The sequence below is a fragment of the Arthrobacter sp. AOP36-A1-22 genome (assembly GCF_052377615.1).
In the GTDB taxonomy this organism is placed as follows: domain Bacteria; phylum Actinomycetota; class Actinomycetes; order Actinomycetales; family Micrococcaceae; genus Arthrobacter_H.
The window spans coordinates 64962-88460 of record NZ_JBQSWX010000007.1 but is presented as its reverse complement, the minus strand read 5'-3'; the positions used below and the strand labels follow the sequence as shown (position 1 = coordinate 88460).

Below are 23499 nucleotides of genomic sequence, written 5' to 3'. Positions count from 1 at the left end.
CGGGGAGATCCATTCGACCTTCCAACTGCCGGTCTCCAGGCTGATTCGTGGTTTTGCCGCAACTCGGATATTCCACACCGAAACCATCAGAGTGATTGACGGTTGGAGAAACCCGCTTCGGCGGGCTGCAATGGTATGAAGGTATTCCCACGAACGGTCGTCGCGCCGCGGCCCGGTTGCGCTTCCCCGCGCCTGGAAGTGTTGGCTGTTCGGTCAATTGAGCAGGTGGAGGCTGAAATGAGCAATGCTGAAGAGCGAGGGTTGGTGGTTCGCCCCAGCCGATTTGGCCACGGGGAAACCCTCAGGTTGTTGACCGCTGCGATTGCCCATCACGGGGCCACGTTGTTTGCGGTCATTGATCACGCTGCCAACGCAGCCGAAGTTGATTTGGAGCTCCCCCCCGACCGCCGTGGTGATCTTCGGCAATCCCGCGGTCGGCACACCGCTGATGCGCGGAGAGCCGGACCTGGCCCTGGACCTGCCCAGCCGAGTACTCGTCCGGGAGGACGCGACCGGCATGGTGGAGGTTGTCTACCTCGATCCAGCCCGTCTCGCTGAACGGCATGGGTTGGAGAGCAATCAGGTCAAGGGGCTCGTCGGGCTGACTGCGATCGTCGATGAAGCCCTGGGGTCCCGCTAACGCCGTTGCTTAAACCGTCTGGAGGGGCGGAGGGGCCGTGATGACGGAGCGTCCGTGCAGGGTCCTGGTCCGCGGACCCCCGGATTCTGGGGCGTGGTAACCTCCAGATTCGTCTACTATGACGGGCGTTTCTCCGGTCAGCTCATACGAATGGTGGCCCAAAACGCCCCTCGAAGGAGCAGGAAATGCCTACTGGACAAACTTTCGTCGTTGTCGGTGCCGGGCAAGCCGGCGGGACTGCTATTCAGAAGTTGCGTGCAGAAGGCTTTGACGGGCGGATCGTGCTCGTCGGCGCCGAATCCCACCTTCCCTATGAGCGGCCACCGCTGTCGAAGTCCTATCTGAAAAATGAAGGATGGCTCTCGCATAAGTCATTGCTGGGCCAACAGTGGTACGACAAACAAGAGGTCGAGGTCCGTCTCGGGACTCGAGCTGTAGCGCTGCGGAGCGACGATCACCAAGTGGTTCTCGACGACGATACGACGCTGGACTACGACAAGATCCTGATCGCAACCGGATCAAGTGCCCGACGATTGAAAGCGCCCGGTGCCGAACTTGCCGGTGTGCACTACCTGAGAACCCTTGAAGACTCCGAAGCGTTGGGTGCCGCCTTGGACAACGCGCCGAACGTCGTGATCGTCGGTGCGAGCTGGATCGGACTGGAAACTGCCGATGCCGCTCTGCAGAAGGGATGCCGGGTCACCGTGATCGGTCCGGGCGAAGCCCCGCTCGAGGCATCCATGGGAACGCTCCTGGGCGGGTATTTTGCTGACGTGCATCGAAGCCATGGCGTCGAATTCGAACTGGGGCGTCGTGTGGTCGGGCTGGAAGGCGCTGAAAGCGTCGAATCCGTCGTCGTCGACGACGGCACAAAATTTCCTGCCGACGTGGTGATCGTGGGGGTCGGGGCCGTTCCTGAGTCTGGATTTCTCGAGGAGCGGTTGCTTGCCGAAGACGGCGGCATCCGTGTCGACTCACGGATGCAGGCCGAGGCGCCCGATGTCTTCGCCGCTGGCGACATCGCTAGCGTGGCCAACCCCCTCTATGGCCGGCAAATGCGGGTCGAGCACTGGAATAATGCACTAATGGAGGGAAAAATTGCCGCACATTCAATGCTCGGACAGTCCTCCGATTTCGACCCGGCACCCTTCTTCTTCACCGACCAGTACGACCTTGCCTTGGAGTACGCCGGACGAGTGGATGCCAGGAGGGCCGATGATCCGGTGATCCGCGGGGATCTTGCTGCCGATCGGTTCCACGCTTTCTGGCTTGTTGACGACGTGGTTGTCGCTGGTCTGCATGTCAACGCGTGGGATGAGGGCATCGAACCGGTCCAGGAGTTGATTCGTTCCCAAGCCCGGGTGGATCCAGCTGAACTAGCCAATCCAGCAGTGCCTCTGACGCAATTGGTGCAGGCGTCCCGACCCTAGGTATTTTCCGCCCATGACCCGGGGCCGGCGCGCCGCCCGGTTCCGGGGGAACAAGTCAGTGGGGTTCAGCGGCTCAGGCCGGTTCCACGCGGAGCCCGGTCGAAGACGGGGGGATGATTCTTCGGCGGGGGCACTGCTGGCGACGGCGCCATCAGGTTGTCGCAGAGCGTCAGGGGCGGTGTTGCACGATGTTGACGACGGTGCCGTCGGGCGCACGGACCAGGAATCTGCGGACTCCCCAGGACTCGGTGTTCAAGGGATGCACGATGTCGTACCCCAGTTCCAGGGCCTCCGAGTAGGCCGCGTCGACGTCGTCCGTGTGGATCGACATCTTTGAATCGACCGGGGAGGTCTCGTCCCGGGTGACGAGTTGAACATTGGCTCCACTCAGCGGTGAGGTGAACCGGGCCACCCAACCCAGATTGAATTCCTCATCGGCCAGACCCAGGAATCCGGTGTAGAACGCCTTCGCGGCCTCTATGTCCTCCACCGGCACATTGGGGGTGATCTTGAGCGAATGCATGGGAACCTCCACGTGGATCGTTACCGTCGATCCTCCACCGAAGGCCGGCCCCTGTCGAGGGGCGTCGGCCTACCTCTTCTTCCTCAGCCGGTTCTCCGCTGGGTGTACGCTTTCACGGTCCTCGGCCCCACGGCCGGGACCACACCGACCCTCGGGGGGAAATAATGGAAGATGCCATCGCGACCGGAATCATCATGGCGGTGATCGGCATGCTCATCGCCGTGCTGGGTGGGCTCGGGCGCGCCCGCCGGCTACCGGCCAGCGCGATGATCGGGATCCGGTTGCCGGCCACGAGGGCCTCCGACGACGCCTGGGAAGAAACCCATGTTGTCGCCGGCCCATGGCTGATGCTGGCCGGGCTGGTCCCCTTCCTTACCGGAATCCTCATCCTGATCCCGGGCGCAAGCATGCCGGAGTGGACCGTCCTGGGCGCTTATGCGGCGATGGTCGTCTTCGTCATCGTTGGTGCGGTGCTCGGTGTTCGGGCTGCCAATGCGGTGAACAGCCCTAGCTAGTGGCGAGCACGGCGATGCCCGTGCAGGCGCAGGCCCACAGAACACTGGCAAAGGTGCCCAGGATGAACCGTTCGGCGGCGCCGTCCTTGCCGAGTTCGGCATAGCGTCCAAGCCCCTTGACCGCGAGCACGATCGCCAGACCCTCCGGCCATCCGCACCAGAGCGTCACGGAGATCGCCGTCCGCTCGAGCACGCCGATCCACGCGCCTCCCTGCAGCACGACTTCGCCGTGGAAATCTGCCGGACCGGTGGCGGAGGCCTCAGGCGGAGGTGGCAAATACGAGCGGTCCCCCGAAGCCCGGGTTCCTTCAGCGCGCAGATCGGCAGCGACGGAGCGTTCCGACAGGCGCAGGATGCTCATGGTCACCGGTCCCCCGCCGACGGCTGCCGCGACGACGGCGAACGAGGCGGCCGCTCCCCACGCGATGCCACCCGTGCCTGCCGCGGCCAGGAGGGCCGCCGCGGCCAACAGGGCCAGCTGGACCGACGCCGTGAGGTAGAGCCAGCGGTTCGTGCTTCCGCGAAGACGACGGAAATACTGCGGGAGCCCACACGCTCCGGCCAGGATCAACAAGACCAAAACAGGCATCCGCTACTCCCCTTCCCCGAATTGTGTGTTGTACCGGGCCAGGGCCACCCCGGCCTGCTCGGCCAGTTGGCGGCACGGGAGCCATAGTCCGGTGGCGAGACGGCTGGAAACCGCTTGCTGGGTGATCCCCAGGCGCAGGGCGGCTTCATGCTGCGAGAGGCCCTGGTCGATGAGCAGGCCCGCAGCCCAGGAGGCTTCGGTGCGTCGGCCATTGACCTCGGCGACCAGCTGGAGTTCGGCTTCGAGGCGTTCCGCCTCTCCCCCGCGCCCCGAGACCGCAACGGAGGCCGGGGCGTGCTTGGCGCGTTCGACGGCGTCGCGGGCTGCTTCAAAGGCCTCGCCGGAGCCGGCGCGCGTCTGTTGGGGTAGCGGGGATTTCACGCTCCCCACCCCCAGGCCCACGCTCCACCGAGCGCTCCGGGCCACCTCCAGGAGTAGGCGCACGGCTGCTACGCCGTCATCCATGACGCCCTGCAGCTCGTCCCCCGCGGTACGCTCGAAGGCTCGGAGCACCGGGAAGTCGGCATTCAACCGGGCCACCAGAACTTCGACCCGGTCGGGGTTGTGTCGTGAATCCCGTTGGTCGATGGTCAAGACGATCATGCCAACAAGGATAAAGCTTTGTAGTTACATATACAAGACTGATGGCTTGTCTGAAGAAGTCGGCGGCTTTTGATCTCGATAGACTGTCAGCCATGCGCAATGTTCGACAATGGATTCCACTACTCGTCATCGATCTGCTGCTGGTGATCATCTTCGCCGTGCTGGGCCGTCGCTCGCATGCCGAGGGGTTGGACCTCGCCGGAATCCTCGGGACGGCCGGCCCGTTCCTGATTTCCTTGCTGGTCTTTTCAGGCATCACCGCTCTCTGGCGGGAGCCTCATCGGATCTGGCCGCATGGGGTGATCACCTGGGTGGGAACCGTCGCATTGGGGCTGATACTCCGGATACTCTTCGGGGCAACCGCCGCGGTGCCGTTCATCATCGTGGCAACCGTCGTGCTCGGGGCGTTCCTCCTCGGCCGCAGACTGGTTTCGGGTCTTTTGGTCCGTCGCAAGGTGCACTCCGCTGGTGCTGTGAACTAGGGTCGAAGCACGAAACAAGTACCGGACGCCGCCGGTACCGGAAGGTGGAGGGACACGAGATGATCACCGCGTTTGTCATGATCCAGACCGCAGCGGACCGCATCCCGGAATGCGCGCAGGAAATCTCCGAACTGGAGGGGATCAGTGAAGTCTATTCCGTGGCCGGTGACTCGGATTTGATTGCCATTGCCCGGGTCCGCAACCACGAGGATCTGGCTGAGGTCATCGCCAACAGGCTCTCCAAGGTCGACGGCGTCGTCGAAACCACCACGCATATTGCCTTCAGGTCATATTCCCAACACGACCTCGACGCGGCGTTCTCGCTCGGGCTCGAATAGACCACGGGGGTCGATCCCCCAAGCGGGACCCGGTGCGGCGTCGGTCGCACCGGGTTCTTCCGCGACTACCCCCCGACGGCCGTGGAGGCGATCCAGCGGCTGAGAACCTGATGAGCGGCACCGGAGTCGATGGCCTCCTCCGCGCGCCTGGCAGCGGCCTCCAGACGCTCTGTCAGACTGCCTGTGGCCAAAAGGTCGAAGGCGACCAGGCCGGCCGCCGCATTCAGGACCACCGCGTCGCGGACCGGCCCCCTGGCACCGTCGAGGACTTCGTGGACGACGGCGGCGTTGTGTCGGGCATCCCCGCCGCGCAGATCGTGCAGCGTGGCCCGTTCCAGGCCGAGATCCCTGGCATCCAGGACCGAGGCAGCCACCGAGCCGTCACGGACCTCCCAGACGTGGTTCGCCGTGGTCGTGGTCATCTCATCCAGACCGTCATCGCCCCTGAAGACCAGGGCCCGGGAGCCCCGGGAAGCCAGGACGCCCGCCATCAGCGGGGCCATGCGTTCATCGGCGCAGCCGATCGCAGACGCGGTAGGACGTGAAGGATTCGTCAACGGGCCCATGAAGTTGAACGCCGTCGCGACCCCCAACCCCGAGCGGGCCGCTGCGGCAAAGCGCATCGAGGGATGGAACATCTGGGCGAAGCAGAAGGTGATGCCGGCTTCATCGAGGATCGTGCCCAACCGTTCGGCCGGGGCGTTCAACCGAACCCCGAGGGCCTCGAGGACATCGGCGGAACCGGAGGAAGAGGAAGCGGCTCGGTTTCCGTGCTTGACCAACCGCGCCCCGGCCCCCGCGCACACCAACGCGGCCATCGTGGAGATGTTCACGGTGTTGTGACGATCGCCACCGGTGCCGACGATATCGAGCTTCTCGCCCGGAATTTCCAGCGGCCGGGCATTGGCGATCATGCCTTCGACGAGTCCTGCCAGCTCCTCCACCGATTCACCCTTGGCTCGAAGAGCAACCAGAAAACCAGCGATATGGATGTCGGAGGCATTTCCGCCCATGATCTCACCCATCGCCCACGTCGCATCCGCGGTCGAAAGATCGTCTCCGCGGATGAGGGAGGTGAGCATAGTTGGCCAATTCGGGAACTCTGATGGCGTAGAAATCGTTGACACGCACCTAGGTTATCTACGTTTTGTAGAAAGTGCGGAATTGTTTCTCCCTTGATATTCCGCGGAACTTAGGCCTGACCCGGCCAAAAAGAAGCGACTCGGCCTCGAATGCATTGGTGTCAGGAGCACTTTTGTAGCCATAATGGCTCTGTGACAACTGCGACTCATAACCTCAATGCCCAGGCGCACCCTGCGCCTAACCGTCCCAACATGGTGTCGGTCGGAACCGTCGTCTGGCTTTCCAGCGAGCTGATGTTCTTCGCCGCGCTATTCGCCATGTACTTCACACTCCGTGCTGCCTCGCCGGAGTTGTGGGCGAACGAGACCTCCAAGCTGAACGTCCCGTTCGCACTTATCAACACGCTCATCCTGGTTTCCAGTTCCTTCTCTTGCCAGCTCGGTGTCTTCCGCGCCGAGGATCTCCAGCCGCGTCGCCTCGGCGGCCTGCTGAACTTCCGCAAGTGGGGAATGGTCGAGTGGTTCATCCTCACCTTCATCCTCGGGGCGATCTTCGTCTCGGTGCAGGCGTTTGAATACACCGAGCTGGTCCACCATGGCGTGTCACTGAGCTCCAACGCCTATGGCTCCGCCTTCTACATCACGACAGGCTTCCACGGCCTGCACGTGGCCGGCGGACTGATCGCCTTCGTCCTGATCATCGGGCGAGCGTACGTGGCCAAGAAGTTTGGTCACTTCGAGGCAACTTCCGCCATCGTCGTGTCGTACTACTGGCACTTCGTCGACGTTGTGTGGATTGCTCTGTTCGCGATCATCTACTTCCTGAAGTAGCACCGGCCTCCCAGGCACCCAAGCATCACCAACCAAATCAAGTGAGGAACCAGCAAGTGAAGGCTCTTTCGCAAAGGCGCCGCCATCCGCTCGCCGCCGTAGCGCTGCTTTTGATGGGCCTGCTCATCACCGGCGGCCTGTACGCCGCGGCGGGCAGCGTCAATGAGGCCAAGGCCGCTACGACCTATAGCGCCAGTGACGTCGATGAAGGCAATAAGCTCTTCGTCGCCAACTGCGCCACCTGCCACGGCATGAATGCCGAAGGCACGACCGATGGCCCCTCGCTTGTAGGTGTCGGCGCCGCAGCCGTCGACTTCCAGGTTGGCACCGGACGCATGCCAATGCAGATGCAGGGGCCCCAGGCCCAGGCCAAGCCGAAGCAGTTCGGCGACGAGGAAACACAGAAGCTCGCAGCGTACGTCGCATCCCTCGGCGCCGGTCCCGCAGTGCCGGACGACGAGGCAGTCGACACGACCGAGGGCAACTCGGCCGCTGGTGGCACGGTCTTCCGCGTCAACTGTGCCATGTGCCACAACGCCGGTGCCGCCGGCGGCGCACTGACCCGTGGCAAGTTCGCTCCCGGGATCTCCGATGTCAGCAGCAAGCACATCTACGAGGCCATGGCGACCGGCCCGCAGAACATGCCTGTCTTCAACGACTCGAACATCACCCCCGAGGAAAAGCGTGACGTCATCACGTTCCTCCAGGAAATCGATGCACAGGGCTCCGCCGGCGGTGCCAGCCTCGGCTCCCTCGGCCCGGTCTCCGAAGGCCTCCTCATCTGGACCGGCGGCCTGGCCATCGTCATCGCCTTCACGATCTGGCTGACCTCCCGGCCGTCCTGATCCGGCGCTGCGGGCCACGGCCCGCACACCACACTTCGTACCAAGGAATTTTGAGAAAAGGATGAGAGAGAACATGGGCGACCATAGTCACGGCAGTCCGAACGATCCGGGCACCGTTGCTAAGGCCGGTCAGGGCTCCGTGGAAAGTTTCCAGGACCCGGGCCTGCCCCCGCATCGGCCGCGTCTCGCCGACGTTGACCCGCGCGCCGCTAAACGGGCTGAACGCCAGGTAACCCTGCTGTTCGTGGTGTCCATCCTGGGCACCGCACTGTTTTTCGTCGCCTACTTCGTCGTGGGACGCACGAGTACATTCAGCGGCATCCGGCTGCAGAACACCCTGCTGGGTCTGGGCACCGCATTCGCGATGATGGGCATCGGCGTGGGGATCGTGCACTGGGCCAAGACCCTGATGCCGGACCACGAAATCACCGAAATGCGCCATGAGATCCGCCCCGAGGCTGAACGCCAGGAAGCGGAAGCCATGATCGGCGACATCCTCGACGAGACGGGCATCAAGCGCCGTCCGCTGATCCGCAACTCGCTGATCGCCGCCGTGGCATTGGCTCCGATTCCGGCCATCTTCATGTTCCGCGACCTGGACCGCACCGGCGCCACCGCCAATGAGATCGTCGACCGGTTGCGTTACACGATGTGGGACAAGGACACCAAGCTCGTCCGGGACCCCTCGGGCACCCCGATCAAGGCCTCGGATGTCCAGATCGGTTCGGCATTCCACGTGATCCCCGAAGGTCTAGACGACACCGAGGATCCGCTGAACGAGAAGGCCAAGGCAGTTGTCCTGCTCATGCGTCTTGATCCGCGGGAGATGGAAATCTCCCCGGAGCGCGAGACCTGGCACCACGACGGCATCGTGGCCTACTCCAAGATCTGCACCCACGTGGGTTGCCCCGTTGCCCTGTATGAGCAGCAGACGCACCACCTGCTGTGCCCGTGCCACCAGTCCACCTTCGACCTCACGCAGGAATGCAAGGTCATTTTCGGTCCGGCCGGTCACGCACTTCCGCAACTTCCGATTACTGTCGATTCGGAGGGCTACCTGGTCGCCCAGAGCGACTTCCATGAGCCCGTCGGTCCGAGCTACTGGGAGCGTGGCTAATCATGTCCTCAACTACTGAGTACCGTCCCAAGACCTCGACCGGCAAGATTGCGAACTTCGTTGACACCCGTGTCGGCGGTTCGGCCATGGTCAAGGAATTCGGTCGCAAGATCTTCCCCGACCACTGGTCGTTCATGTTCGGCGAGGTGGCGTTGTACACCTTCGTCATCCTGCTGATCTCCGGAACGTTCCTGACGTTCTTCTTCGATCCCTCGATGGCCCACACCGTCTACGAAGGCAGCTACAACCCGCTCAAGGGCGTCCACATGTCGGTGGCCATGGCCTCGACGATGGATATCTCCTTCGACGTTCGTGGCGGGCTCTTCATGCGCCAGGTCCACCACTGGTCCGCGCTGCTGTTCGTGGCAGCCGTATCGGTGCACATGCTCCGGGTGTTCTTCACCGGGGCCTTCCGCAAGCCGCGCGAGCTGAACTGGGTCGTCGGAGGCACCTTGCTGATCCTCGCGATGGCAGCCGGTTTCACCGGCTACTCGCTGCCGGACGACCTGCTCTCGGGCAACGGCCTGCGCATCATCGACGGTGTCATCAAGGCACTGCCGGTCGTTGGTACCTTCATCTCGGCCTTCCTGTTCGGCGGGGAATTCCCCGGAACAGCGATCATCGGGCGCCTGTACATGATGCACATCATGTTGGTTCCCGCGTTGATCCTGTTGATGATCGGCATCCACCTGTTCATGGTCGTCGTGCACAAGCACACGCAGTACCGCGGCCCCGGCCGGACCAACGACAACGTCGTCGGCTTCCCGGTTGGCCCGGTCTACGCCGCGAAGGCCGGTGGGTTCTTCTTCATCGTCTTCGGCATCGTTGCGCTGATCTCGGGCTTCTTCCAGATCAACCCGATCTGGAACTACGGACCCTACGACCCCTCCCCCGTCTCGGCCGGTACCCAGCCCGACTGGTACATCGGTTGGGTTGATGGCGCCCTGCGTTTGATGCCTGGTTATCTGGGCAACTTCAGCTTGGAATGGATCATCCCGTTCCCGTGGGGCGGAAACAACCTCATCCTGAACGTGCTGATCCCGATGATTCCTGCAGCAATCCTCATCGGCGCCATGTTCGCGTGGCCGTGGATCGAACGATGGGTCACCAAGGACGACCGCGAACACCACCTGCTGGACCGTCCGCGCAACGCCCCGTTCCGCACCGGTGTCGGCGTGGCCGGCGTCATCTGGTACTGCGTGATGTGGTGCGCGGCCTCCTCGGACCTCATCGCCACGCACTTCCACGTGTCACTGAACGACGTGACGTACTGGTTGCGGGTGCTGTTCTTCCTGGGACCGATCCTCGGGTTCATCGTGGCCCGCCGCATCGCCCTGGCGTTGCAGCGCAAGGACCGCGAGATCGTGCTGCACGGCCGTGAGGCCGGCGTCATCCAGATGTCGCCCGAGGGCGGCTTCTCGGAGCAGCACGCCGAGCTGGACGTCTACAAGCGCTATAAACTGGTTGCCTTCGAATCCCACGAGGTCATGCCGGCGGAAGCCGACAGCACGGGTCATGTCAGCCGCGGTGAGAAGGCGCGTGGTGCGGTCTCGAAGTTCTTCTTCGAAGATCGTGTCGCACCGGTGACCCCGTCCGAGCTGGAGGCCGCCCATGGCCACCACGCCCCGGCCATCGAGGAGTCGTCGGAAGACGCATCGATCGATCGCTAGACACTAGCGGCTTCGGCACCACGAGGGACCCCGACCTTTGAGGTCGGGGTCCCTTGTGTTGCATCCACCTCCCGTGCCGAACGCCTCGTCCCCGTGGATCCCTGGCACTGAATCGAAGAACGGGGTTCCGCTCTGTACCGGGTGCATAGCCGGTCGGGGTCGAGGTCAGCCCCGATGGCGGTGGGGATGTTGGGGTGCCGCGCGATCGCTTCCGGACGCCTCGGGGAGGGATGAAGGCGGCACTCCCCCGCTAGCAGTCCTCAGATTAAGCCGGCCGGGCGGGAGCCCGTGCGGTCGTGACGTTGGCCCGGTGCATCGGATGCCGCCGGTTCCGAAGGGGCGCCGTCACCGTACCGTATCCCCGCACGGTCCCAGGGGGCTCCTGTGGGCCCGGGGCCGGTCAGTGCGTCAGAGGGAGCGGGGCTGGCGTGTCCCGGGCCTCTGGAGCGGCACGAAGAGCTTATAGCGGTCCGCGCGGTAGAGCGAGACGGAATAGTCCACGAGCTCGCGTTTGACGTAGGCATGGCGTTGGATCTTCAACAGCGGGGTACCCGCATCGACCCCCAGATGCTTTGCGTCGTGATGGGTCGCCGCCGTCGCCTCGACCTGGTCCTCGCCCCACTGCATGACCAGCCCGTACCTCTCGTTCAATGAGGCGTATAGCTGTCTGGGTGCCGGATCATCAAGGAACCCCGGAACCCGGTGGGAGGGCAGGTAGTTCTCGTCCAAGTTCATGGGCAGGCCGTCGGCCAACAGCAGGCGACGCAGACGGACCACGGGGGTACCGTCATCCAATTCCATTTCGCGGGCCAGTTGACCGGTGGCGGGGACCTCGTCGAAACGGAGGACCCTCCCCGTGGGGACCATCCCGCGGCGGACCATCTCCTCGCTGTAGGAGGTCAGCTTGACTTGGAGATCGACCTTCGGGAAGGCGGCGAACGTCCCGACACCGACGATGCGTTCGAGCACGCCGTCGTCGACCAGTGCATCGATGGCATTCCTGATGGTCATCCTGGCGACCCCGAACTGTTCGGTCAGCTCGCGCTCGGAAGGAATGGCCCGGCCCGGGTCGCAGACCGCCGTGGCATGGTGGCGCAGGATTTGTTTCACCTGCTCATGCTTCTTCAGCGGCGATGAGGCATCCAGGGTTCCGGCAACCGGAACGGGCGGTCTATGCGACATGCGGTACCCACCATTCATCAATGTGCTTCTTGGTGACCATCCTACCGTTGCCGCCGCAGGACCCTGCGGGGCCGTGGGCGCACAAAAAGGGCGGTTCCCTCCTGGAGGAAGGAACCGCCCCTGATGACGTTGGACCGTTGCCTAGTGGGCGTGGTCTCCGCGGCTGAATTCGTAGACCCAGCCGACCAGCGCGATCACACACAGGCCTGCGCCGATGTAGGTGACCCAGAACCCAACGGCGATGCCGAGGAATCCGGTGGCGGCGGCGGTGCCCAGGACGAGCGGCCACCAGCTCCACGGAGCAAAGGTTCCGATGACACCGGCGTTCTCGTGGATTTCGCCGTCGACGCGATCCTCGGGCCGGTCTCCGACGCGCTTGGCGGTCGAGTACAGGTAGAAGCCGACCATCAGGCCGAGTCCTGCGCACAGTCCCAGGGCCAGGATGCCGACCCATTCATTCCAATCGGTCATGATGCCGTAGAAGACCATCACCGGGACGAAGAACAGGAACAGGACGAGGAAGAGTCCGGTTTCAACTTTCATGGCTACACGTCCTTCTGGTCTGCGGGGCCGAACACCGAGGCTGCCATGGCCGTGGGCGTCACCCGGGCCGAAAGCTCCGGATGGTGCAGGTCCAGGGCAGGACGTTCGGAGCGGATCCGCGGGATCGAGTGGAAGTTGTGCCGCGGCGGCGGGCAGGAGGTCGCCCATTCCAGCGAAGCACCGAAGCCCCATGGATCATCGACCTCGACGCGCTTGGCCGATCGGGCGGTGATCCAGACGTTCCAGAAGAACGGGATCATCGACAGGCCCAGGATGAAGGCGAACACCGTGGAGAACTGGTTCATGGTGGTGAAGCCGTCCTCGGGCAGGTAGTCCGCATACCGGCGCGGCATGCCGATCACACCGAGCCAGTGCTGGATCAGGAACGTGCCGTGGAACCCGAAGAACAACATCCAGAAGTGGATCTTGCCCAGCCGTTCGTTGAGCATCCGGCCGGTCCATTTGGGCCACCAGAAGTAGAAGCCGGCGAACATGGCGAACACGACGGTCCCGAAGACCACGTAGTGGAAGTGGGCGACCACGAAGTAGGTATCCGAAACGTGGATGTCCAGCGTGGGTGCCGAGAGGATGATGCCGGTCAGTCCGCCGAAGAGGAAGGTCACCAGGAACCCGATGCTCCAGAGCATGGGTGTCTCGAAGGTGATGGATCCTCGCCACATCGTGCCGATCCAGTTGAAGAACTTCACCCCGGTGGGCACCGCGATCAGCATGGTCATGAACCCGAAGAACGGCAGGGCGACCGAGCCGGTGGCGTACATGTGGTGCGCCCAGACGGACACGGACAGTGCGGCGATCGAGATCGTTGCGAAGATCAGGCCCTTATAGCCGAAGATCGGCTTGCGGGAAAAGACCGGGAAGATCTCCGAGACGATGCCGAAGAACGGCAGCGCAATGATGTAGACCTCGGGGTGGCCGAAGAACCAGAACAAGTGTTGCCACAACACCGGTCCCCCGGCGTCGGGGTCGTATATATGGGCGCCGAAGCGTCGGTCGGCACCGAGGCCGAACAGGGCGGCGGCCAGCGGCGGGAAGGCCATGAGGATCAGCAGTGAAGTGATCAACGTGTTCCAGCTGAAGATCGACATGCGCCACATGGTCATGCCCGGTGCACGCAGGCAGATGATGGTGGTGATGAAGTTGACCGCACCCAGGATGGTGCCGAAGCCGGACAGGGCCAGGCCGAAGACCCAGAGGTCACCGCCGACCCCCGGACTGAACGTCGTATTCGACAGCGGCGCATAGGCGAACCAACCGAAGGAAGCGGCACCCTGCGGGGTGATGTAGCCGGCCATGGCAATGGTGGAACCGAAGAGGTAGAACCAGAAGGCCAGTGCGTTCAGACGCGGGAACGCCACATCGGGGGCCCCGAGCTGCAGGGGCATGATGACGTTGGCGAAACCGGTGAACAACGGGGTGGCGAACATGAGCAGCATGATGGTGCCGTGCATGGTGAACAGCTGGTTGTACTGCTCCTTCGTCTGCAGGATCTGCATGCCCGGCTCGAAGAGCTCGGCACGGATCAACAGCGCCATGATGCCGCCGATGCAGAAGAAGATGAAGGAGGCGATCAGGTACATGTAACCGATCGTCTTGTGGTCGGTGGAGGTGATCCAGTTGACGACGATGCGTCCCTTGGAGACCGGCACGACCCGGGGGGCGAGGGGCTTGGCCTCGTCCGTGGCGTATTCATAAGTAGTCATCGCGGCCTACTCCCCTTCCTCTCCCGGAATGGTGATGGAATTGACCTCGTCCGGCTTGCGGCTGTAGTCCTTGCCGATGTGTCCGTCTTCCATCTCGGAAAGCTTGGACTTGAACTCGGCTTCGGAAACGACCTCGACGTTGAAGAGCATCTCGGAGTGGTACTCGCCGCACAGCTCGGCACATTTGCCGGCGTACGTGCCCTCCTCCTGCGGAGTGAGGTAGATCGTATTGGTCTTGCCCGGAATCATGTCGAGCTTCTGCAGGAAGGCAGGAACCCAGAAGGAGTGGATGACGTCACGGCTGTTCAGCTCGAGCGTCACCGAGGTGTCGACCGGCAGGTACAACGTGGCGATTTCATCGTTCTTGCCCTTGGAACCATCCAAGTGGGCCTGAACGCTGGCATCGTACTTTTCTTCGCCCTGGTAGGAATAGTTGTAATCCCAGGCCCACTGCTTCGCCTGGACATCAACGACCAGTTCGGAATCGACGGGTTCTTCGATGGCGGTCTGGGTGCTATCCGAGAACGTGAAGAACGTCAGGACCATCATCAACGGCACTGCCGTGTAGAGGATCTCCATGGGGAGGTTGTAGCTGAGCTGGCGTGGGAAACCGACTTCGCCCTTACGGCGGCGGTAGGCCACGATGCACCAGATCATCAGCCCCCAGGTCATGATGCCGACCAGAAGGACGGTGACCCATGTGTGGACCCAGAGATCCTGGATGCTTGCAGTGTGGTTGGTGATATCCCGGGATTCGTTCGGGAGCCAGCCACGCTGGACTTGTTCTGAACAACCCGTCAGCAGCAGCGCCCCCGCGCCGGCGATGGCCAGTACCTTGGCCTTGCCCCTGCGACTGCTGCTGGTTCGGTCTTGCGAACTCACAGACGGCCCTTCCTCTTTGTTGGTGCGATACGTGGTCTCGGAGCTGCCAGATTCGGTTCCGGCCGCAGCAAGGCATCCGGCACCGGCACTTCGAGACCAATAGTTTTACTACTCATCGTAGAGCTTACCCTCTCGAACGACGGAATGCCGACCGAAACCCCGTGTCAACCGATGGTTACGTTGACGTGGGATTCAGGTCGGCAGCGTCCTAGTGGAACGAGTCGCCGCAGGCGCAGGAGCCGCCGGCGTTGGGGTTGTCGATGGTGAAGCCCTGCTTGGAGATGGTGTCCTCGAAGTCGATGGAGGCACCGGCGAGGTAGGGCACGCTCATCTTGTCGATGATGACGTCGACCCCCTCGAAGGTGCGCACGGCATCACCATCGAGCTGGCGCTCGTCGAAGTAGAGCTGGTAGATCAGGCCGGAGCAGCCACCCGGCTGGACGGCCACGCGCAGGCGGAGATCGGTTCGCCCTTCCTGCTCCAACAGGCTGCGGACCTTTTCCGCGGCCACATCGGAGAGAAGCACCTCGTGGGTCTTGAGCTCCTCGGTGGAACCGGCGGTCGAATCATTGGTCGTGGCGGTCATCTGGTCCTCCAATATTGCTTGTTCCGGAGGGCGGCACCGTAGCGTGCCGTCCCCTCATGTCCCATGGTACGACAGGCACCCTTATTTCAGTCCTTCTGAATCAAGCCGCGCCAGAAGCAGTGCTTCGGCGATGACGGCCTTGCGGAAATCCTCGAGATGCAGCGACTCGTTGGCGCTATGGGCCCGCGAGTCGGGGTCCTCGACCCCGGTGACCAGGATCTGGGCCTGCGGGTAGACATCGAGCAGATCGGCGATGAACGGAATCGAGCCGCCGATGCCGGTTTCCACGGGGGTGACGCCCCAGGCCTTCTCCAAGGACCACAGGCTGGCCCGGGCGGCTGCCGCCTGGGTGTCGGTGGAGAAGGCATTGCCCTGTTCGACGGCGGTGAAGTCGACCTGGGCGCCGAAGAGGTCCTGTGACTCCACGTGGCGTTGCAGCGCCTCGGCTGCTTCCTGCGGATCCTGGCCGGGGGCCAACCTGACGCTGATCTTCAGCCGGGTCGACGGCTGCAGGGTGTTGGAAGACAGATCCACGGAAGGCATGTCCATGCCGATGACCGACAGTGCCGGTTTGTTCCAGAGCCGGTCGGCCAGCGCGCCGGTACCGGCCAGGCGGTATCCCTCGACCACCGAGGAATCGGCCCGGAAGTCGGCCTCGGCGTAGTCCACCGGATCGGTGTCGCGGGCCAGCAGACCCTCGACGGCGACGTTGCCTTCATCATCATGGAAGGAGGCGATCAGTCGCGCGGCCACGGTGGGGGCATCGAGGACCGGGCCACCGAACATGCCCGAATGCACTGCGTGGTCCAGGACGCGGACTTCGATCTCGGCGCCGACCATCCCCCGCAAGCTGGTGGTCAAGGCCGGGACACCGACCTTCCAGTTGCTGGAATCGGCCACGACGATCACATCGGAGGCCAACAGTTCGCGGTGCTTCTCCAGGAACGGGCGGAAGGAGGGCGAACCGGCTTCCTCCTCCCCCTCGAAGAAATAGGTCACTCCGACGCCGAAGTCCTCCACGACGTCGAGCACCGCGCGCAGCGAGGCGATGTGGACCATGATGCCCGCCTTGTCATCGGCGGCACCACGACCGTACAGCCGGCCCTCGGATTCGGTGGCTTCGAAGGGGGCGGTGTTCCACAGGTCCGGATCCCCCGGGGGCTGGACATCGTGGTGGGCGTACAGCAGGATCGTTGGCTTGCCGGGCTGGGCCGGGCGCCGGCCCACGACGGCCGGGGAGCCCGGCTTGCCCTCGGGGGTGTCCACCGAAAGGATCTGCACGTCCTCCATGCCGGTGGAACGGACCAATGCGGCGACGGCTTCGGCGCTGCGATCGAGTTCGGCGGCATCGAAGGCCTCCCAGGCGATCCCGGGGATGGCGACAAGGGATTTCAGCTCGGTCAGGGTCTGGTCGATGGCACGGTTCACGCGCTCGGTGATCGCTGCCAGATCGACGCCGTGATCGACGGCGGCGGAAACGGGTTCGGAAGTAGTCATGGCTTCAGCCTACAACCGCCCGGCGTTTCGGCTGCGGGAGAGGCCCGGCTAGACTTGGCACGTGTTTGGAAGCAAAAAAGCCGATGCCGCACAGCCGCCGGCCACCCCAGAAGAGTCAGACAGCCCGGCCCTAGGCAAGGGCACGCCGACGCCGAGGCGCAACAGCCAGCAGGCGCAGAACAAGCGTCCCCTGGTGCCCAGCGACCGGAAGGCGGCCAAGGCCCAGGCGCGCCAGCAGCGTTCGGCCGCCCAGGAGCGGATGCGTCTGGCCAACGAGACCGGCGACGAACGCTACCTCTCGACCCGGGACAAGGGTCCGCAGAAGCGTTTCGCCCGCAACTTCGTGGACTCCCGCTGGATGGTCGGTGAGTTCCTGATGATCATCATCCTGGTCTTCCTCATCATCTCCTTCTCGATGAGCAGCAACATCCAGGTCACCGCCTACGTCACCTTCGGTTTGTGGATCGTCCTGGGCGTCACGGTCCTGGACTCGTTCATCATGACGCGCCAGCTCAAACGGCGCTTGACCGATAAGTTCGGCACCCGGGACCGTGGAGTGCTGTGGTACGCGGCGATGCGCGGCCTGCAGTTCCGCAAGCTGCGCCTGCCGAAGCCGCAGGTCGCCCGCGGCGGACCGGTCGACTGACCGCACTGCTTCCCGGAGCATGCAACGAGGGCCCCCACCATCGGTGGGGGCCCTCGTTGCCTGTGTGCAGGATCAGCGACCGGAGAAGGCCTTGCGCAATCCGCGGTTGATCCGGGCGACCCAGAACGGGCCTTCATACAGGAAGGCGGTGTACCCCTGGACCAGATCCGCCCCGGCCGCCAGGCGTTCCAGGACATCGTCCGCCGTCTCCACTCCCCCGACCGAGATCACCGTGGACTCCTGTGGCAAGGTCGAGCGCAGGCGGCGCAGCACGTCCAATGACCTGGACTTCAGCGGGGCACCACTCAGACCGCCGGCTCCGTATTCGCGGATCCGATCGGGAACCGTGACCAATCCGGTGCGCTCGATGGTGGTGTTGGTGGCCACGACTCCTTCCAACCCGAGCTCGGTGACCAGCGCGGCCACGTCATCGACATCAGAGTCCGCCAGATCGGGGGCGATCTTCACCAGGAGGGGGACATGCCTTCCCGTGGTCCGGTCCGCTTCGGCCCCGACGGCGGCCAGCAGTGGACGCAACGAGTCGATGCCCTGGAGCAGGCGCAGCCCAGGAGTGTTCGGGGAACTGACGTTGACCACCAGGTAGTCCGCCGCGCCAGCCAGTTCCCGGGTTCCTGCCAGATAGTCCTCGATGGCATCGTCCAGCTCGACTAGTTTGGTCTTGCCGATGTTCAGGCCCACGACCGGCCGGTCGGGGCCGAACCGTCGGGTCAGGACGGGCAACGCGGCTCGGATCCGGGGGGCGACCGCTGCGGCACCGTCGTTGTTGAATCCCATCCGGTTGATCACCGCACGATCCTCGACGAGCCGGAACAGTCGTGGTTTCGGGTTCCCTGGTTGGGCCTGGCCGGTGATCGTCCCGATTTCGAGATGCCCGAAGCCCAGATCCGCCAAGGCCGCAACCCCGTGGCCCTCCTTGTCGAAACCGGCAGCCAGACCGAAGGGTGAGGGAAAATCAAGGCCCATGACCCGGCGCTTCAGGCTTGGGTGCGGCCGGGTGATCCGGCGCAGCACCGCCGAAGCCCCGGTGGTTTCGGCCAGGCGGATGAGCCGGAAGCCGATCTGGTGGGCCTTTTCGGGATCCATGCCGGAGAAGACCACACGGAAGAACGTCGGGTAGAAGCGCATGCCACCAGTCTTCCCTGCCCATGCTGCCGCTGCCAACTCCACCATGGATATGCTCGACACATGCATAGCGAGGAACCGCAGTACGCGGTCGACACCCGTCCCGGGCAGTGGGTCGAGGATGAACTGGGGCCGGGATTCAGCTACACCACGATTGCCCGCGGACGGGATGAGGAAGGTCCCCTCAGTGCCACGTTGGTGCGCTACCTGCCCGTCGAGGCGTCCTCGCCGGAGCCACCCCGGGAACAGAAGCATTGGCGCGATGCCATGCTCAACCTCCGCCAGGGACTGGACCGGGTCCTGGCCGGCGGGCCGCAGGCCGGCGCCGCCACCGAGGAGCCCACCGACGTCGTGCTGGGGATGCATGGCTGGACCGACTATTTCTACAACGCGGAACTGGCCAGGTATTGGGCCGGACGGGGATACCGTTTCTACGCGTTGGATCTGCGCCGGTACGGTCGCAGCCTCAGATCCTGGCAGACCCCGGGATTCGTCACCTCGCTCACCGAGTACGACGTCGATATCGAAGCCGCGCTGGCCACGATCAGGGAGGATGTGGGTCCGGTGGGCCGGACCCTCTGCGTGGCCCACTCCACCGGGGGTCTCACGGCGAGCCTCTACGCCCATCGCCACCCCGGGGTGTTCACGGCGCTGATCCTGAATTCACCCTGGCTGGAGATGCAGGGCAGCTGGTTGGTCCGCAACGCGGCCGCCGGACTACTCGATCCGTTGGCGAGGGTGCGGCCCAAGGCCAGGATCAAGCTCCCCGAGGTCGACCACTACTGGCAGTCCCTGTCCAACCGGGCGCATGGGGAATGGGACATCCATCCACTCTGGCGCCCACGCCATGCCTTCCCGGTCACCGCCGGATGGATCACTGCGGTCCTGGCCGGACACGCGGAGGTCAACCGGGGACTGGATATCAAGGCACCGGTGTTGGTGATGACCTCAGACCGGACGCATCTGGGGACCTCCTTCGAACCCGAGATGCTGGTTTCGGACACCGTCATCGAGGTGGAGACGGTCAGGCAGCGGGCCCTGAAGCTGGGCCACGAGGTGGCGATCGTGCGGATTGAAGCGGGTATGCATGACCTGTTCACCTCTGCTGCGCGGACCCGTGCGAAGGCCTACGAGGCGGTGACCCGGTTCTGCGACGGGTACGTCCCCGCGCCCTGAGCGGTTCCGGCATTCATTCGGTGGGGGTGTCCATGGCGGCGCCGAAGCGCCGATCGCGGCGGGCGTAGATCCCGACGGCCTCCCAGAGCGTGCGCCGGTCCACATCGGGCCAGAGCACATCCATGAAGACCATTTCGGCGTAGGCGGATTGCCAGAGCATGAAGTTGGAGGTCCGTTGCTCCCCCGAGGACCGCAGGAACAGGTCGACATCGGGAAGATCCGGTTCGTCCAGATAGCGTCCGATGGTCTTCTCGGAGATCCCGCGGGGTTTCAGCCGCCCGGCGGCGACATCCTCGGCGATCGCCGACACCGCGTCGGCGATCTCGGCCCGGCCACCATAGTTCACGCACATGGTCAGATGGCAGACGTCGTTGTCCTTGGTCTGTTCCTCGGCCTCGAGCAGTTCGTTGACCACCGAACGCCAGAGCCTGGGGCGCCGGCCGGCCCAGCGCACCCGGACCCCCCAGGCGTCGAGCTGGTCCCGCTGCCGGTGGAGCACATCCCGGTTGAAGCCCATCAGGAACCTGACTTCCTCGGGGCTGCGCTTCCAGTTTTCGGTGGAAAAGGCGTAGACCGACACGTATTTCACGCCCAGTTCGATCGCCCCGGCCATCACATCGAGCAGCGCGGCCTCCCCCGCCTTATGTCCTTCCGTGCGTGGCAGTCCGCGTTGGTTGGCCCAGCGTCCGTTGCCGTCCATCACGATGGCCACATGCCGGGGCACCAGCTCGGCGGGGATGCGTGGGGCCGTGGCACCACTGGGGTGCGGCCACGGGGCGAGGACGTCGGGACGGTTCGCCCGCTGGCGGGAGGATCGCTTCATCAATCAGGCTCTTTCCACGTGTTTGAGGGACTTGACGACCCGTTCCAGATGCCATTGCAGATACCCCGCCACCATACCGGCAGCCTCCCGTCGGGCCGAGGCATCGGCGTGAAGCGTCGCAGGCCAATCCCCGGTGAGCAGGGCGGCCAGCAGGGAAACGGTCGCCGGGGCCGGGGAGCTGGACCCGGCAGGACGGCATTCGGCGCAGACGACCCCGCCCAGGGGGATGTTCAGGGCGGTATGCGGGCCGGGGGCCCCGCAGTGCACGCAGTCGGTGAAGCTCGGGGCCCACCCGGCGGTGGCCAGCGCCCGGAGCAGATAGGAATCCAGCAGCAGGCCGGGATCCTGGGCGCCGCGGGCCATCGCCGCGATGGCACCGTGGAGCAACCTGAACTGGGTGGCCGCGGATTCGGTATCGGCTTCGGTGAGGCGCTCGGCGGTTTCGGCCATGGCGCTGGCACTGGTGTATCTCGAATAGTCCAGCGACAGGGACTGGCCGTAGGGATGGCGCAATTGGGCCTGGGTGATGATGTCCAGGCTCCGACCACGGACGACCTGGGCCTCTACGAACATGAAAGGCTCCAGGGTGGCCCCCATTTTGGAGCTGGTGCGGCGCACCCCCTTGGCCACGGCACGGACCTGGCCGTGATCGGAGGTCAGCAACACGATGATCCGGTCGGCCTCGCCCAACTTATAGGTGCGCAGGACCAGACCCCGGGTCCGGTAGGACTTCGCGGCGAAACTGGAACGGGGCACGGCTCCAGTATCCCAGAGAAGCCGTGCCCCATGTGCCGCCGGTGGCTGTAGTTGCCGCCTCAGGCCTGCTGTGCGTTGTCCCAGATTGCCCGGTTGACCGCCGAGATGACGGCCTTCAAGGAGGCGGTGGTGGTGTTCGCATCGATCCCCACGCCCCACAGCACACGTTCGCCGACCGCGCATTCGACGTAGGCGGCGGCCTGGGCCGAACCGCCTTCACTCAACGCGTGTTCGGTGTAGTCCAGGACGCGCAGATCCACGCCGTCGGCGGAGAGGATGTTCACCAGCGCGTTGATCGGGCCGTTTCCGGTTCCCGAACGTTCCTGCTCGACGCCGTTGGAGACCAGGGCCATGTCCAGGGTGAACGACCCGTCCTCGTCGGTGCGGGTGCGCGTGTTCCCCAACCGGTAGTGGCCCCAGCTCTCCCCCTCGAAGGTTTCGCAGGGCAGGTACTCGTTCTGGAACTGCTGCCAGATGCTTGCCGGGCTGATCTCCCCGCCGTCGCCTTCGGCCAGGCGTTGGATGACCCCGGAGAATTCGATCTGTGCCCGACGTGGCAGGTCCAGTGAATGGTCGTGCTTGAGCACGTAGGCGACCCCGCCCTTGCCGGACTGCGAGTTCACCCGGATGACCGCCTCGTAGGACCTGCCGATGTCCTGCGGATCGACCGGCAGGTAGGGAACGGCCCACGGGATGTCGTTGATGTCCTTGCCCGCTGCGGCGGCCTTGGCCTCCATATGTTCGAAGCCCTTCTTGATGGCGTCCTGGTGGGAGCCGGAGAAGGCGGTGAAGACCAGATCGCCACCATAGGGTGAACGTTCCGCGACGGGCAGCTGGTTGCAGTATTCGACGGTGCGGCGGATCGACTCCATGTCGGAGAAGTCGATCATCGGGTCGATGCCCTGTCCGTAGAGGTTCATCCCCAGGGTGATCAGGTCGACGTTGCCGGTGCGCTCCCCATTGCCGAACAGGCATCCTTCGATGCGGTCGGCGCCGGCCATGTAGCCCAGTTCCGCGGCCGCTACCCCGGTGCCCCGGTCGTTGTGGGGGTGCAGGGAGAGGATGATGGAGTCGCGGTTGCGCAGGTTGCGGTGCATCCATTCGATCGAATCCGCGTAGACGTTGGGGGTGGCCATCTCCACCGTGGCGGGCAGGTTGAGGATCATCTGGTTCTCCGGGGAGGCCTCGAGGACCTCGGCCACGGAGTCGGAGATGCGGCGGGCGAACTCCAGTTCGGTCCCGGTGTAGGACTCGGGCGAGTACTCGTAGGTGATCCTGGTGCCGGTCAGCTGTTCCTCGAACTTCTTGCACAGCCGGGCCCCGGTCAGTGCGATGTCCACGATGCCGTCCTGGTCCTGCTTGAATACCACCTCACGCTGGAGCACCGAGGTGGAGTTGTACAGGTGCACGATCGCCTGCTTGGCCCCTTCGAGGGATTCGTAGGTCCGCTCGATCAGGTGTTCGCGGGCCTGGGTGAGGACCTGGATGGACACGTCCTCGGGGATGCGGTCCCGTTCGATGAGCTGGCGGACGAAATCGAAGTCCGTCTGCGAGGCCGAGGGGAAACCGACTTCGATCTCCTTATAGCCCATCTTCACGAGCAGATCGAACATCTGGTGCTTGCGTTCGGGGCTCATCGGATCGATGAGGGCCTGGTTGCCGTCCCGCAGATCGACGGCGCACCACCGCGGTGCCTTGTCGATGATCTTGTCCGGCCAGGTGCGGTCGGGCAGTTCGACGGTGATCTGATCCTGGAAGGGGATGTACTTCTGGATCGGCATTCCTGAGGGCTTTTGCATGTTCTGCATGGATCTAGGGGGCCTTTTCAGTGGTGGTTGAAAATGCAGGCCGGCAGCACGAAACTCCGCAACGAGGGGTC

General features: G+C 64.1%; 25 protein-coding genes. 11 read left to right on the top strand and 14 right to left on the bottom strand.

What is annotated here, in order from left to right; all coding sequences use genetic code 11:
• Window positions 1-382 precede the first annotated feature (382 nt).
• Both ACT3S2_RS06320 and ACT3S2_RS06315 read left to right on the top strand, forming a co-directional pair.
• Complete coding sequence (locus ACT3S2_RS06320; RefSeq protein ID WP_444561398.1) at window positions 383-640, top strand: DUF302 domain-containing protein; 258 nt, start codon at window positions 383-385, stop codon at window positions 638-640.
• 185 nt (window positions 641-825) lie between these two features.
• The gene (locus tag ACT3S2_RS06315; RefSeq protein WP_444554663.1) at window positions 826-2070 is read left to right on the top strand and encodes an NAD(P)/FAD-dependent oxidoreductase; all 1245 of its coding nucleotides are present in this window, start codon (window positions 826-828) and stop codon (window positions 2068-2070) included.
• Window positions 2071-2239: 169 nt separating this feature from the next.
• Here the strand turns inward: ACT3S2_RS06315 and ACT3S2_RS06310 are convergent, their stop codons facing one another.
• Entirely contained in the window at window positions 2240-2593 is a 354-nt protein-coding gene (locus tag ACT3S2_RS06310) for a VOC family protein (protein WP_444554662.1), read from the bottom strand.
• A 164-nt stretch (window positions 2594-2757) separates the two neighbouring features.
• On the opposite strand from ACT3S2_RS06310, the gene ACT3S2_RS06305 reads away from it, so the two are divergent.
• The gene (locus tag ACT3S2_RS06305; RefSeq protein WP_444554661.1) at window positions 2758-3108 is read left to right on the top strand and encodes an SdpI family protein; all 351 of its coding nucleotides are present in this window, start codon (window positions 2758-2760) and stop codon (window positions 3106-3108) included.
• Here ACT3S2_RS06305 and ACT3S2_RS06300 read toward each other — a convergent pair.
• Window positions 3101-3697, bottom strand: a complete 597-nt coding sequence (locus ACT3S2_RS06300) for a hypothetical protein (RefSeq protein ID WP_444554660.1) — start codon at window positions 3695-3697, stop codon at window positions 3101-3103. The two genes, ACT3S2_RS06305 and ACT3S2_RS06300, sit on opposite strands and share 8 nt — an antisense overlap.
• A 3-nt stretch (window positions 3698-3700) precedes the next feature.
• The gene (locus ACT3S2_RS06295; RefSeq protein WP_444554659.1) at window positions 3701-4300 is read right to left on the bottom strand and encodes a hypothetical protein; all 600 of its coding nucleotides are present in this window, start codon (window positions 4298-4300) and stop codon (window positions 3701-3703) included.
• A 92-nt stretch (window positions 4301-4392) separates the two neighbouring features.
• Between ACT3S2_RS06295 and ACT3S2_RS06290 the strand changes: the two genes are divergently transcribed.
• Window positions 4393-4782 carry a DUF3054 domain-containing protein gene (locus ACT3S2_RS06290; protein ID WP_444554658.1) on the top strand — a complete coding sequence of 130 codons (390 nt, stop codon included), beginning with the start codon at window positions 4393-4395 and terminating at the stop codon, window positions 4780-4782.
• A gap of 59 nt (window positions 4783-4841) precedes the next feature.
• Window positions 4842-5120: an Lrp/AsnC family transcriptional regulator gene (locus ACT3S2_RS06285; RefSeq protein ID WP_444554657.1), complete on the top strand. Its 279-nt coding sequence runs from the start codon at window positions 4842-4844 to the stop codon at window positions 5118-5120.
• Window positions 5121-5185: 65 nt separating this feature from the next.
• Here the strand turns inward: ACT3S2_RS06285 and trpD are convergent, their stop codons facing one another.
• Entirely contained in the window at window positions 5186-6202 is a 1017-nt protein-coding gene (gene trpD / locus ACT3S2_RS06280; protein ID WP_444554656.1) for an anthranilate phosphoribosyltransferase, read from the bottom strand.
• 192 nt (window positions 6203-6394) lie between these two features.
• Here trpD and ctaE point away from each other — a divergent pair, with 192 nt between their 5' ends.
• From ctaE to qcrB, 4 genes are all read left to right on the top strand, one after another.
• Window positions 6395-7033: an aa3-type cytochrome oxidase subunit III gene (gene ctaE, locus ACT3S2_RS06275; RefSeq protein ID WP_444554655.1), complete on the top strand. Its 639-nt coding sequence runs from the start codon at window positions 6395-6397 to the stop codon at window positions 7031-7033.
• A gap of 56 nt (window positions 7034-7089) precedes the next feature.
• Window positions 7090-7878, top strand: coding sequence for a cytochrome bc1 complex diheme cytochrome c subunit (gene qcrC / locus ACT3S2_RS06270; RefSeq protein WP_444554654.1), 789 nt, complete (start codon window positions 7090-7092; stop codon window positions 7876-7878).
• A 73-nt stretch (window positions 7879-7951) separates the two neighbouring features.
• Window positions 7952-8995, top strand: a complete 1044-nt coding sequence (gene qcrA / locus ACT3S2_RS06265) for a cytochrome bc1 complex Rieske iron-sulfur subunit (RefSeq protein ID WP_444554653.1) — start codon at window positions 7952-7954, stop codon at window positions 8993-8995.
• Between the two features lie 2 nt (window positions 8996-8997).
• A complete protein-coding gene (gene qcrB, locus ACT3S2_RS06260) occupies window positions 8998-10665 on the top strand; it encodes a cytochrome bc1 complex cytochrome b subunit (RefSeq protein WP_444554652.1) in 1668 nt (555 codons plus the stop codon).
• 408 nt (window positions 10666-11073) lie between these two features.
• On the opposite strand, the gene ACT3S2_RS06255 is transcribed toward qcrB, so the two are convergent.
• The 6 genes from ACT3S2_RS06255 to ACT3S2_RS06230 all read right to left on the bottom strand — a co-directional run bounded on the left by ACT3S2_RS06255 (window position 11074) and on the right by ACT3S2_RS06230 (window position 17076).
• Window positions 11074-11847, bottom strand: coding sequence for a GntR family transcriptional regulator (locus ACT3S2_RS06255; protein ID WP_444554651.1), 774 nt, complete (start codon window positions 11845-11847; stop codon window positions 11074-11076).
• Between the two features lie 141 nt (window positions 11848-11988).
• Window positions 11989-12390, bottom strand: a complete 402-nt coding sequence (locus ACT3S2_RS06250; RefSeq protein WP_444554650.1) for a cytochrome c oxidase subunit 4 — start codon at window positions 12388-12390, stop codon at window positions 11989-11991.
• A gap of 2 nt (window positions 12391-12392) precedes the next feature.
• Entirely contained in the window at window positions 12393-14111 is a 1719-nt protein-coding gene (gene ctaD, locus ACT3S2_RS06245) for an aa3-type cytochrome oxidase subunit I (protein WP_444561397.1), read from the bottom strand.
• Window positions 14112-14117: 6 nt separating this feature from the next.
• A complete protein-coding gene (ctaC, locus tag ACT3S2_RS06240) occupies window positions 14118-14993 on the bottom strand; it encodes an aa3-type cytochrome oxidase subunit II (RefSeq protein WP_444554940.1) in 876 nt (291 codons plus the stop codon).
• Between the two features lie 208 nt (window positions 14994-15201).
• Window positions 15202-15579, bottom strand: coding sequence for a HesB/IscA family protein (locus tag ACT3S2_RS06235; protein WP_444554939.1), 378 nt, complete (start codon window positions 15577-15579; stop codon window positions 15202-15204).
• Between the two features lie 81 nt (window positions 15580-15660).
• The gene (locus tag ACT3S2_RS06230) at window positions 15661-17076 is read right to left on the bottom strand and encodes a dipeptidase (RefSeq protein ID WP_444554938.1); all 1416 of its coding nucleotides are present in this window, start codon (window positions 17074-17076) and stop codon (window positions 15661-15663) included.
• Between the two features lie 61 nt (window positions 17077-17137).
• Between ACT3S2_RS06230 and ACT3S2_RS06225 the strand changes: the two genes are divergently transcribed.
• Window positions 17138-17722 (top strand): DUF3043 domain-containing protein, encoded by a 585-nt coding sequence (locus ACT3S2_RS06225; protein WP_444554937.1) that lies wholly within the window; start codon window positions 17138-17140, stop codon window positions 17720-17722.
• 72 nt (window positions 17723-17794) lie between these two features.
• Here the strand turns inward: ACT3S2_RS06225 and ACT3S2_RS06220 are convergent, their stop codons facing one another.
• A complete protein-coding gene (locus tag ACT3S2_RS06220; protein WP_444561396.1) occupies window positions 17795-18868 on the bottom strand; it encodes a quinone-dependent dihydroorotate dehydrogenase in 1074 nt (357 codons plus the stop codon).
• Window positions 18869-18928: 60 nt separating this feature from the next.
• On the opposite strand from ACT3S2_RS06220, the gene ACT3S2_RS06215 reads away from it, so the two are divergent.
• Window positions 18929-20041, top strand: coding sequence for an alpha/beta hydrolase (locus ACT3S2_RS06215; RefSeq protein WP_444554935.1), 1113 nt, complete (start codon window positions 18929-18931; stop codon window positions 20039-20041).
• A 13-nt stretch (window positions 20042-20054) separates the two neighbouring features.
• On the opposite strand, the gene ACT3S2_RS06210 is transcribed toward ACT3S2_RS06215, so the two are convergent.
• Genes ACT3S2_RS06210 through leuA form a run of 3 tightly spaced genes read right to left on the bottom strand, consistent with a single transcriptional unit; the run spans window position 20055 to window position 23428 of the window.
• A complete protein-coding gene (locus tag ACT3S2_RS06210; protein WP_444554934.1) occupies window positions 20055-20864 on the bottom strand; it encodes an isoprenyl transferase in 810 nt (269 codons plus the stop codon).
• A gap of 3 nt (window positions 20865-20867) precedes the next feature.
• Window positions 20868-21620: a DNA repair protein RecO gene (gene recO, locus ACT3S2_RS06205; protein ID WP_444554933.1), complete on the bottom strand. Its 753-nt coding sequence runs from the start codon at window positions 21618-21620 to the stop codon at window positions 20868-20870.
• Window positions 21621-21679: 59 nt separating this feature from the next.
• Window positions 21680-23428, bottom strand: a complete 1749-nt coding sequence (gene leuA / locus ACT3S2_RS06200) for a 2-isopropylmalate synthase (protein WP_444554932.1) — start codon at window positions 23426-23428, stop codon at window positions 21680-21682.
• Between the last annotated feature and the right edge of the window lie 71 nt (window positions 23429-23499).